At 71.9% G+C, this 10,051-nt stretch carries 12 protein-coding genes; 3 read left to right on the forward strand and 9 right to left on the reverse strand.

The window, feature by feature from the left end; all coding sequences use genetic code 11:
* Positions 1-44: 44 nt before the first annotated feature.
* The 5 genes from NS331_RS07195 to NS331_RS07215 form a co-directional block, all read right to left on the reverse strand.
* Entirely contained in the window at positions 45-2,330 is a 2,286-nt protein-coding gene (locus tag NS331_RS07195) for a methyl-accepting chemotaxis protein (protein ID WP_242873678.1), read from the reverse strand.
* Between the two features lie 250 nt (positions 2,331-2,580).
* Positions 2,581-3,114: a chemotaxis protein CheW gene (locus NS331_RS07200; RefSeq protein ID WP_058641327.1), complete on the reverse strand. Its 534-nt coding sequence runs from the start codon at positions 3,112-3,114 to the stop codon at positions 2,581-2,583.
* A gap of 24 nt (positions 3,115-3,138) precedes the next feature.
* A complete protein-coding gene (locus tag NS331_RS07205; protein ID WP_058641328.1) occupies positions 3,139-3,504 on the reverse strand; it encodes a response regulator in 366 nt (121 codons plus the stop codon).
* 76 nt (positions 3,505-3,580) lie between these two features.
* Positions 3,581-3,982 carry a response regulator gene (locus tag NS331_RS07210; protein WP_058641329.1) on the reverse strand — a complete coding sequence of 134 codons (402 nt, stop codon included), beginning with the start codon at positions 3,980-3,982 and terminating at the stop codon, positions 3,581-3,583.
* Between the two features lie 82 nt (positions 3,983-4,064).
* Complete coding sequence (locus tag NS331_RS07215) at positions 4,065-4,235, reverse strand: rubredoxin (RefSeq protein WP_043113757.1); 171 nt, start codon at positions 4,233-4,235, stop codon at positions 4,065-4,067.
* 110 nt (positions 4,236-4,345) lie between these two features.
* Between NS331_RS07215 and thiD the strand changes: the two genes are divergently transcribed.
* The 3 genes from thiD (at position 4,346) to NS331_RS07230 (ending at position 7,277) form a co-directional block, all read left to right on the forward strand.
* The gene (gene thiD / locus NS331_RS07220) at positions 4,346-5,332 is read left to right on the forward strand and encodes a bifunctional hydroxymethylpyrimidine kinase/phosphomethylpyrimidine kinase (protein ID WP_082702317.1); all 987 of its coding nucleotides are present in this window, start codon (positions 4,346-4,348) and stop codon (positions 5,330-5,332) included.
* 4 nt (positions 5,333-5,336) lie between these two features.
* Positions 5,337-6,617: a glutamate-1-semialdehyde 2,1-aminomutase gene (gene hemL, locus NS331_RS07225; protein ID WP_058641330.1), complete on the forward strand. Its 1,281-nt coding sequence runs from the start codon at positions 5,337-5,339 to the stop codon at positions 6,615-6,617.
* A gap of 156 nt (positions 6,618-6,773) precedes the next feature.
* Positions 6,774-7,277, forward strand: coding sequence for a hypothetical protein (locus NS331_RS07230; RefSeq protein WP_058641331.1), 504 nt, complete (start codon positions 6,774-6,776; stop codon positions 7,275-7,277).
* 11 nt (positions 7,278-7,288) lie between these two features.
* Here the strand turns inward: NS331_RS07230 and NS331_RS07235 are convergent, their stop codons facing one another.
* The 4 genes from NS331_RS07235 to NS331_RS07250 form a co-directional block, all read right to left on the reverse strand.
* Positions 7,289-7,729, reverse strand: a complete 441-nt coding sequence (locus tag NS331_RS07235; protein WP_058641332.1) for a c-type cytochrome — start codon at positions 7,727-7,729, stop codon at positions 7,289-7,291.
* Positions 7,729-9,336 carry a bifunctional phosphoribosylaminoimidazolecarboxamide formyltransferase/IMP cyclohydrolase gene (gene purH / locus NS331_RS07240; RefSeq protein ID WP_082702318.1) on the reverse strand — a complete coding sequence of 536 codons (1,608 nt, stop codon included), beginning with the start codon at positions 9,334-9,336 and terminating at the stop codon, positions 7,729-7,731. The genes NS331_RS07235 and purH overlap by 1 nt, the downstream gene beginning before the upstream one ends.
* 40 nt (positions 9,337-9,376) lie before the next feature.
* Positions 9,377-9,613 carry a helix-turn-helix domain-containing protein gene (locus tag NS331_RS07245; RefSeq protein WP_058641333.1) on the reverse strand — a complete coding sequence of 79 codons (237 nt, stop codon included), beginning with the start codon at positions 9,611-9,613 and terminating at the stop codon, positions 9,377-9,379.
* A 68-nt stretch (positions 9,614-9,681) separates the two neighbouring features.
* The coding region (locus NS331_RS07250) for a tRNA-dihydrouridine synthase (protein WP_193758057.1) at positions 9,682-10,051 on the reverse strand (370 nt) is incomplete at its 5' end.

Here is a 10,051-nt window from a genome sequence, read left to right on the forward strand (position 1 = left end):
GGCGCGTGCTCAGGAAATGAAGGCCGCCCGGGGGCGCGAACCCGTCATGCGATGCGGAAGCGGGCCACGGACTGGCGCAGTTCCTCGGCCATCTGCGACAGCTCGCGCACCTGGCGGGCGGTGGCACGGGTGCCCTCGCCGGTCTGCTCGGTCACGGCGAAGATGTGCTGGATGCTGGCGGCTACCACGTTGGCCGATTCGGCCTCGCGCGCGGCGGACTGCGAGATCTCCTCGATCAGCTCGGCCAGGCGGCGCGACACGCGGTCGATCTCGGACAGTGCCGTGCCCGCGTTGTCCGACAGGCGTGCGCCCTCGACCACGCCCTGCGTGGAGCGCTCCATGGCGCCCACCGCGTCCTGCGTGTCGGTCTGGATGGCCTTGACCAGCGCGGCGATCTGCCGCGTGGCGTCCGCCGAGCGCTCGGCCAGGCGCTGCACTTCCTCGGCCACCACCGAGAAGCCGCGCCCCGCCTCGCCGGCCGAGGCCGCCTGGATGGCGGCGTTCAGGGCCAGCACGTTGGTCTGTTCGGTGATGTCGGAGATGAGTTCGGTGATCTCGCCGATCTCCTGCGAGGACTCGCCCAGGCGCTTGATGCGCTTGGCGGTGTCCTGGATCTGGTCGCGGATGGCGTTCATGCCGCCGATGGTGTTCTGCACCGCCGACAGGCCCGACTCGGCCGCCTGCAGCGACTGCCGCGCCACCGCCGCCGATTCCTGCGCCTGGGCCGACACGCCATTGATGCGCTCGGCCATGCTCAGCACCGACTGGCCGGTCTCGCGGATCTCGCGCAGCTGTTCGGTGGAGGCGGCCAGCAGCTCGGTGGAGGTCTGGTCCACCGCGCCGGTGGTGTGGGCCACCCGGGTCGCCGTGTTCTGCACGTTGCCCACCAGCATGCGCAGCTCTTCCACCGTGTAGTTGACCGAGTCGGCGATGGCGCCGGTGATGTCCTCGGTCACGGTGGCCTGCTGGGTGAGGTCGCCCTCGGCCACCGTCTGCAGCTCGTTCATCAGGCGCAGGATGGCGCTCTGGTTGGCGCTGTTGACGCGCTCCGACTCGCGCGCCTGTTCTTCCGCGCGGCGGCGTTCGCGCTCGGCCTCGGCCGCGCGCTCGCGGCCCTCGCTGACCTGCAGCCAGCCGATGGCGCCGGCCAGGCCCAGGGCGGCCAGCGACAGCAGCACCAGCAGCGCCAGCTCTTCCACGCCCAGGCCGGTGCGCGACTGCAGCGCGGCCTGCAGGTCGCCGAGGGCACGCCGCAGCGGCTCGCTGTCGGCCAGCACGGCGGCCTGGGCCTCGCGCGCGGCCACCACGCCCTGCAGGTTCTGCAGCACCACGCGGGCCTGCGCCTGGTTCTGGACGTGGCCGGCCAGCAGGGCCGCCAGGGCCTCGCGCGCCGACGCGTCGCGCAGGCCCGGCAGGCGCAGCGCCGTGCTGCCGTCCTGCAGGCCGCGGGCCAGCTCGTCGAAGCGGGCCATGTCCTTGTTGAGCAGGAACACGGCATCGGGGCTCACGCCGTCGACCGTGAGCAGCTCGCTGGCCGACTTGCCGATGCGCTGCGTGAGCATCGCCAGCTGCCCCGCCGCCTGCACCTCGGCCGGCGTCCCGGCGCGGGCCACGGCGGCCTGCACCGCCTCGGCCAGCTCCAGCTGTTCGGCCGACTGGCGCGCGATGGTGCGCAGCCCGGTGCCCACCTGCGTCAGCACCTTCTGCTGGCCCAGCACCACCTTGGCGCCGCGCTCGGCCCGCGCCGCCAGCGGCTGGATGCGCGACATCAGCCCGGCGTCGTCCGCGCCCAGCGGCGCGAGGCGCAGGGCCTCGTCGCCGTTGGCCAGGCCGGCCACGCGGCGCGCCAGGTCGTCGGTGCTCTCGCGCAGCTCGGCGAAGGCGGGCACCGTGCCCACCAGCGCCTGCGACACCGACTTGGCCAGCCGCTGCGACTGCATCAGGGCCTGGCCGGCGGCGGCCAGCTGCTGCGACACGCGTTCGGCGCGCACGGCCGTCCAGGCCGCGGCGGCCAGCAGCAGCAGCACCACGAGCGCCAGTGCCGCGACCAGCCAGCGCGGCCGGCCGGCGCGCGCGGGCGCGGCGGCCCTGGAGGCGGCCTGGGACGGGGCGGCGGCCGGCTCGGCGGACGGGGCCGGCGCGTCGGCCGTGCGCGTCACCAGCCGCGTCGGCGGCAGCGGGCCGGGCGCGGTGATGGCGGCGAGCGGCGCGGGATTGGTGCGCACGGCCGAGAGGCCGTCGTCGCCGATCACCGTGTCGGGCTCGCCGGAACCCTCGGCACCGGCGCCCTGGCGCGGCAGAAATTTCTTCAGCGAATCGATCGATGTCACGGTCGGTCCTCGGCGTGAATGGAGGCGGCGGGCCGGCGGGCCACGGCGCGGGCGCGAGCTTGCAGGGCGCAGGCATGCGCGCCGTTCTGCCCTTCGACAGGCTCAGGGCGAACGGATGAAGGGCCGGGCGGCGCCAATGCCCGCAAGCCCACGGCGCGAGCGTTCTTCGGGGCGACCGGGCGAACGTGCACGTGCAGGCCTCCGGCTTCGCCTGCGGCGCGAGCGTTCTTCGGGGCGGCCGGGCGAACGCTCATGCCGCAATCTGCAGGAAGGCGGACTCGGTCGCCAGCGCCTGCAGGTCCAGCACCTGCCAGGCCTGGCCCTGCGCGTCCTCCAGGCAGGGGCCGAGCCAGGGTGGGCGCACGGCGTCGGCCTGCTGCACCCGCAGGAAGCTGCCGGCGCCGCGCAGGCCCAGCAGGCGGTCGACCCGCAGCGCGGCGTTGACGCCCAGCGCATCGCCCAGCGCCACCAGGTGCGCCGGCGCGTCCTCGGCGACGGGCTCGGTGGCCGGCAGCGGCGAGTCGGCCAGCCAGTGGGCCAGCCGGATCACGCCGCACAGCCGGCCGCGGAGGTTGGCCACGCCCAGGAACCAGGGCCGCACGTGCGGCACCGGCTGCGGCGCGGTCCAGGGAAAGATCTCGCCCGCCTGCGGCAGCGGCAGCAGGCAGGCCCGCCCGCCCGCATGCACCGCCAGCCATTGCGCCGCCACGGGGCGCGACTGGGCCGCCTGCAGGCGCTCGGCCAGCCGGGCCTGGAAGGCGCGCAGGGTCTCGCGTTCGGCCATGGCGGGGTCGCGGCGCGGCGCCGGTCAGCCCAGCGCGCGGATGCGCGCCAGCAGGTCGTCGGGCTGCACCGGCTTGACGATGTAGTCGCGCGCGCCCTGGCGCAGGCCCCACACGCGGTCGGTCTCCTGGCCCTTGCTGCTGCACAGGATGACCGGCACCTGGGCGAAGCGCGGGTCGCGCATCAGGCTGCGCGTGAACTGGAAGCCGTTCTGGCCGGGCATGACGATGTCCATCAGGATCAGGTCGGGCAGGCCGACCTCCAGGTGGCGCATGGCGGCATCGGCGCTCTCGGCGGTGCGCACGGCATAACCGTTGCGCTCGAGCACGTCGGACAGAAACATCAGCTCGGTGCGGGAGTCGTCGACGACGAGCACGCTGCGGATGGTCATGGGCGCATTCCCCTCGCGGCCAGGCACGCAGGGCGTGGCGGGCGGTGTGTTGGTGATGGCGGACGGCCGGGAACGCTCATGCGCGTGCGGCGGCGGGGCTGCCGCCGAACTGCCGCACCGCCTGCAGCAGCTGGTCCTTGGTGAAGGGCTTGGTCAGGTAGTCCTGCGAGCCGACCATGCGGCCACGCGCCTTGTCGAACACGCCGTCGCGCGAGGACAGCATGACCACCGGCACGTGGCTGAACTGCGCATTGCGCTTGATGATGGCGCAGGTCTGGTAGCCGTCCAGCCGGGGCATCAGGATGTCGCAGAAAATGAGCTGCGGCTGGTGGTCGCTGACCTTCGACAGCGCGTCGTAGCCGTCCTCGGCCAGCAGCACCTCGTGGCCGCCCTGCTTGAGGAAGATCTCGGCGCTGCGCCGGATCGTGTTGCTGTCGTCGATCACCAGCACCTTGAAACCCGATCCGTTCGCACTCATGGCAATCCTCTCGTCTTGGCCGCCGGCCCGCGCGGGCACCGCAGCGCCGCATGCCCGCCGGCGCGGGCGGCCCGCAGATGCCTCAGATCTCGACCATTTCGAAGTCTTCCTTGCGGGCGCCGCACTCCGGGCAGGTCCAGTTCATCGGAACGTCGGCCCAGGCGGTGCCGGGGGCAATACCATCGTCCGGCCAACCCGCCGCTTCGTCATAGATCCACCCGCAAATCAGGCACATCCAGGTTTTCGTATTCATCGCAGCTTACGGGCCTCGTTCAAATAATGCAACAATTGTATCCAGACGTCACGTTTTCTGACCTTGTCAAGGGGTCGCGTGGCGCCCTCGCGCACGATGCCCACCGCCCCATGACCAGACCAGCCATTTCCGGGAGCGCGGCTGCGCAATCGGCTGATGTTAACGAAGCTGACGTGGCGGGGGACGACGACGCGCAGGAAGCCGGCGACGCCGCCGAAGACACGCGCCAGCCCTGCGTGCTGGTGTTCAACGCCGGCGACGCCACCGGCGCCACCGGCCTGAGCGCCGATGCCCTGTCCATCGCGTCAGTGGGCGCACACATGCTGGGCGTGACCACCGGCGTCTACGTGCGCGACACCGCCCAGGTCTTCGACCACGTGGCGCTGGACGAGGAGCAGGTGGCCGAGCAGGCGCGCGCCATCCTGGAGGACGTGCCGGTGCAGGCCATCAAGGTCGGCTTCGCCGGCAGCCCGGACAACCTGAGCCTGGTGGCGGAGGTGGCCTCCGACTATCCCGAGGTGCCCGTCGTCGCCTACATGCCCAACCTGTCGTGGTGGGAGGACGAGCCCATCGACAGCTACCTGGACGCCTTCCGCGAGCTGGTGCTGCCGCAGACGGCCGTGCTGGTGGGCAACCACGGCACGCTGCGCCGCTGGCTGCTGCCGGACTGGGACGGCGACCGCCCGCCCACGCCGCGCGACATCGCCCGCGCCGCCGGCGAGCACGGGGTGGCCTACACGCTGGTGACCGGCATCCTGCGGCCCGACGGCTGGCTGGAGAACGTGCTGGCCTCGCCCCAGTCGACCCTGCTCACCGAGAAGTACGAACGGCTGGAGGCCGTCTTCGCCGGTGCCGGCGAGACGCTCTCGGCCGCCCTGGCCGCGCTGCTGGCCACCGGCGCCGACCTGAGCGCCGCCGCCACCGAAGCCCTGGCCTACATGGACCGCTGCCTGGACGCGGGCTTCCGCCCCGGCATGGGCCAGGTGCTGCCCGACCGGCTGTTCTGGGCCCAGCCCGACGATGAGGAGGAGGACGACGACGCCGTCGAGCCCGATCCCGCCGACTTCGCGCTCCCCTCGCACGACACCCGCCATTGATCCCATGACCGACACCAACCAGCAACTCTTCGACCGCGCCCGCGCCGTGATTCCCGGCGGCGTCAATTCGCCCGTGCGGGCCTTCCGCGCCGTCGGCGGCACGCCGCGCTTCATCGCCCGCGCCCAGGGGCCCTACATGTGGGACGCCGCGGGCCAGCGCTACATCGACTACATCGGCTCCTGGGGCCCCATGATCCTGGGCCATGGCCATCCCGCCGTGGTCGAGGCCGTGCAGCGCGCGGTGGCCGAGGGCTTCTCCTTCGGCGCGCCGACCGAGCGCGAGATCGAGCTGGCCGAGGCCATCCTGGCGCTCATGCCGTCGATGGAGATGGTGCGGCTGGTCAGCTCCGGCACCGAGGCCGCCATGAGCGCCCTGCGCCTGGCGCGCGGCGCCACCGGCCGGCGCCACATCGTCAAGTTCGAGGGCTGCTACCACGGCCATGCCGATGCGCTGCTGGTCAAGGCCGGCTCGGGCCTGGCGACCTTCGGCAACCCCACCTCCGCCGGCGTGCCGGCCGAGGTGGTGCAGCACACGCTGGTGCTCGAGTACAACAACGTCGCCCAGCTCGAAGAGGCCTTCGCGCTGCATGGCCACGACATCGCCTGCGTGATGATCGAGGCCATCGCCGGCAACATGAACTTCGTGCGCGCCACGCCCGAATTCGCCCGCCGCTGCCGCGAGCTGTGCACGCAGCACGGCGCGCTGCTGGTGTTCGACGAGGTGATGACCGGCTTTCGCGTCGGGCTGCACGGCGCGCAGGGCGTGCTGGGCATCACGCCCGACCTGACGGTGCTGGGCAAGGTGATCGGCGGCGGCATGCCGCTGGCGGCCTTCGGCGGGCCGCGCGCCATCATGGAGCAGCTGGCGCCGCTGGGCCCGGTCTACCAGGCCGGCACGCTGTCGGGCAACCCGGTGGCCACCGCCTGCGGCCTGGCCACGCTCAAGGAGATCGCCCGCCCCGGCTTCTACGAGACGCTGTCGGCCAAGACCCGCGCCCTGGCCGAGGGCCTGCGCCACGCGGCCGCCGACGCCGGCGTGCCCTTCAGCGCCGATTGCGAAGGCGGCATGTTCGGCTTCTTCCTGCTGCCGCAGCTGCCGCAGAACTACGGCACGGTGATGACGAGCGACGGCGCCAGGTTCAACGCCCTGTTCCATGGCCTGCTGGACCGCGGCGTCTACATCGCGCCGGCTCTGTACGAGGCCGGCTTCGTGAGCGCCGCGCATGCGGCCGACGACATCGGCGCCACCATCGAGGCGGCGCGCGAGGTGTTTCGCACGCTCTGAGCACCGCGACGAGGCCGCGCGGCGCGCACGTGTCATCGGCGCCGCACGGCCCGCGGGTATAGTCCGCCCGCGCCCGGCCAGCCCGGGCCGTCGGCCGGAGGGGCCGGCGACGGCGCGGCCGGTTGCAGGCCGCCAACGATTCCAGGACGACCTGCCATGTTCTCCCTGCGCCCGCGGCCACTGCTGTGCGCCGCGCTCCTCGCCTGCGGCCCCGCCTTCGCCCAGACGTTGGACTTCACGCTGCCCACCTTCGACCAGCCCTTCGCGCTGGGCAAGACCTGGATCAACGTCGGCTTCTACTCGGCCCACTTCGACCGCGACAAGGGGCTGGAGGACAAGAACCCGGGCCTGGGCTTCGAATACCCGCTGAACGACGTCTACCGCGTCACGCTCGGCACCTTCCACAACAGCGACCGGCGGCAGTCGCACTACCTCGGCCTGTACGTGCTGCCGCTGGAGGTCTATGGCGTGCGCCTGGGCGCGGTGGTGGGCGGCTTCGACGGCTATCCCAACTACCGCAACGGCAACTGGTTCCCGGCGGTGATTCCCACCGCGGCCATCGAGGGCAAGAACTGGGGCCTGAACCTGGCGTACGTGCCGACGATCCGCAACCGGCTCTACGGCGCGCTGAGCTTCCAGCTCAAGTACCGCTTCGAATAATAGGGAGGGCCTCAGCGCGGCGCCGGCCGCTGCGCCAGCACCCACTGCGCCATCAGACGCGCGTCGGCCTCGCCGATCTGCGGATGGCGCGGCATGATCACCCGGCCCCAGTCGCCCACGCTGCCCTCGCGGATCTTGCGCGCCAGCAGCGCGACGGCGTCCGGGTTGCCGGCATGGCGCTCGGCGATGGCCTGCCAGCCCGGGCCCACCGCCTTGCGCTCAGCCAGGTGGCAGCGCGTGCAGTCGCTGGCCTGCACCAGCGCGAAGCCGGCGGCCACCGGGCCCGTGGCCGCCGCCGGCGGCTTGAACACGAAGCCGCGCAGCATGAACCAGCCGGTCGCCAGCATGCCGACGGCGGACATCACCACGAACAGGGCCAGCACGACCAGAAGCCAGCGCGGGCGGCGCGGCGGCGCGTCCTCGGGCACGTTCGGGCGGCCAGGCGTGCCCATCAGTGCCGGAAGTGGCGCACGCCGCTGAACACCATGGCCACGCCGCGCTCGTCGGCGGCGTCGATCACTTCCTTGTCGCGCATCGAGCCGCCCGGCTGGATGACGCAGGTGGCGCCGTGGTCGATCACCACGTCCAGGCCGTCGCGGAAGGGGAAGAAGGCATCGCTCGCCACCACCGAGCCGGCCAGCGACAGGCCGGCATGCTCGGCCTTGATGCTGGCGATGCGGGCGGAGTCGAGGCGGCTCATCTGGCCGGCACCGACGCCCAGCGTCATGCCGCCCTGGCAGAAGACGATGGCGTTGCTCTTGACGAACTTGGCCACCTTCCAGGCGAAGAGCAGGTCCTGCAGTTCGGCCTCGGTCGGCTGCTTCTTGGTCACGACCTTGAGGTCGGACAGCTGCAGCTCGTGGTTGTCGGCGGTCTGGATCAGCAGGCCCGAGCCCACGCGCTTGACGTCCTGCGCGTTGAGGCCGCGCGACCAGGCGCTGGCGCCGTCGCGCTTCACGCCATCGAGCGAGATCTGCAGCACGCGCACGTTGGGCTTGGTCTTGAGCAGCTCCAGCGCGTCGGCGCTGAAGGCGGGGGCCATCAGCACTTCGACGAACTGCTTGCCCACGGCCTGGGCGGTGCCGGCGTCCACCGGCGTGTTGAAGGCGATGATGCCGCCGAAGGCCGAGGTGGGGTCGGTCTTGAAGGCCTTGCCGTAGGCCTCGCCGGCGTCGGCGCCGATGGCCACGCCGCAGGGGTTGGCGTGCTTGACGATGACGCAAGCGGGCACGTCGAAGCTCTTGACGCATTCCCACGCGGCGTCGGCATCGGCGATGTTGTTGTAGCTCAGTTCCTTGCCCTGCAGCTGCTTGGCGGTGACCAGCGAGCCGGGCGCGGGATACAGGTCGCGGTAGAAGGCGGCGGCCTGGTGCGGGTTCTCGCCGTAGCGCAGGTCCTGCACCTTGACGAAGCGGCCGTTGCTCTGCGCCGGGAAGGCGCTGCGCTGCGGCACCGGCTGGCCGGCGCTGGCCTCGAAGTCCACGGCCGAGAGCCAGTCGCTGATGGCGGCGTCGTAGTTGCTGATGCGGTTGAAGGCGGCGACGGAGAAGCCGAACTTGGTCTTGTCGCTGATGCGGCCGCTGGCCTTCAGCTCGTCGAGCGCCACGGCGTATTGGCCGGCGTCGGTGAGCACTGCGACGTCCTTCCAGTTCTTGGCGGCGCTGCGCACCATGGCCGGGCCGCCGATGTCGATGTTCTCGATGGCGTCTTCCAGCGTGCAGCCGGCCTTGGCCACCGTGGCCTCGAAGGGATAGAGGTTGACCACCAGCAGGTCGATGGTGTCGATGCCGTGCTCGGCCAGCGCGGCAACGTGGGCCGGCAGGTCGCGGCGGGCCAGCAGGCCGCCGTGGATCTTGGGATGCAGCGTCTTCACGCGGCCGTCGAGCATTTCGGGAAAGCCGGTGTGGTCGGCCACCTCGGTCACGGGCAGGCCGGCCTCGGCCAGCAGCTTGGCGGTGCCGCCGGTGGACAGCAGCCGCACGCCCAGTGCGTGCAGGCCCTGGGCCAGGTCGAGGACGCCGGTCTTGTCGGAAACGGAAAGGAGTGCGGTCAGTGCCATGGGGATGCCAGTCGGGTCGGGGGCTTCGTTGGGATTCGGATCACTTGCCGAGCTTGTGCTCGAGCAGCTTCTTGCGCAGGGTGTTGCGGTTCAGGCCCAGCCACTGGGCGGCGCGAGACTGGTTGCCCTCGGCGCGTTCCATCACCACCTCCAGCAGCGGCTTCTCGACGGCGCGCACCAGCATGTCGTGCAGGCCGTCGGGCTCGGTGCCGCGCAGGTCGCGGAAGTAGTCTTCGAGGCTGGATTTCACGCACGCCTCGATCGTGTGTTTGCTCATGTCGTCGTTCGTTCGATGTTGTCGTGGCGGCGCCCGATCCCCGCGCGCCGAGCGGCCGGCACCTGCGTTCAGCAGGTGAGGCAGCCGCTGTCTTCTTCGTCCTCGTCCAAGGCCCTCACCCCGGCACAGGCCTCGGGCATGCGGTCCATCCGCTCGCCCAGGGCCTCGAAATAGTCGGCCACGGCCTGCCACTGCGCCGCGGCATCCTCCAGCCGGTTCATGCGCTGGCGGAAGTCCTCGCCGTCCGGCAGGGCGCGCACGTACCAGCCGATGTGCTTGCGCGCGGTGCGCACGCCCGTCACCTCGCCGTAGAGGGCGTAGTGCTCGTGCAGGTGCGCCAGCAGCAGCCGGCGGACCTCGGCCACCAGCGGCGGCGCCATGGTCTCGCCGGTGGCCAGGAAATGGCCCACCTCGCGGAAGATCCAGGGCCGGCCCTGG

Source organism: Pseudacidovorax intermedius (assembly GCF_001476815.1).
Taxonomy (GTDB): Bacteria; Pseudomonadota; Gammaproteobacteria; order Burkholderiales; family Burkholderiaceae_C; genus Xenophilus; species Xenophilus intermedius_A.

Excerpts from the sequence above, each read along its gene's own strand:
- NS331_RS07200 (WP_058641327.1), bottom strand. The coding sequence starts at position 3,114 with ATGGCCGAACGCGAGACCCTGCGCGCCTTCCAGGCCCGGCTGGCCGAG.
- NS331_RS07205 (WP_058641328.1), bottom strand. The coding sequence starts at position 3,504 with ATGACCATCCGCAGCGTGCTCGTCGTCGACGACTCCCGCACCGAGCTG.
- NS331_RS07210 (WP_058641329.1), bottom strand. The coding sequence starts at position 3,982 with ATGAGTGCGAACGGATCGGGTTTCAAGGTGCTGGTGATCGACGACAGC.
- NS331_RS07215 (WP_043113757.1), bottom strand. The coding sequence starts at position 4,235 with ATGAATACGAAAACCTGGATGTGCCTGATTTGCGGGTGGATCTATGAC.
- thiD (WP_082702317.1), top strand. The coding sequence starts at position 4,346 with ATGACCAGACCAGCCATTTCCGGGAGCGCGGCTGCGCAATCGGCTGAT.
- hemL (WP_058641330.1), top strand. The coding sequence starts at position 5,337 with ATGACCGACACCAACCAGCAACTCTTCGACCGCGCCCGCGCCGTGATT.
- NS331_RS07230 (WP_058641331.1), top strand. The coding sequence starts at position 6,774 with ATGTTCTCCCTGCGCCCGCGGCCACTGCTGTGCGCCGCGCTCCTCGCC.
- NS331_RS07235 (WP_058641332.1), bottom strand. The coding sequence starts at position 7,729 with ATGGGCACGCCTGGCCGCCCGAACGTGCCCGAGGACGCGCCGCCGCGC.
- purH (WP_082702318.1), bottom strand. The coding sequence starts at position 9,336 with ATGGCACTGACCGCACTCCTTTCCGTTTCCGACAAGACCGGCGTCCTC.
- NS331_RS07245 (WP_058641333.1), bottom strand. The coding sequence starts at position 9,613 with ATGAGCAAACACACGATCGAGGCGTGCGTGAAATCCAGCCTCGAAGAC.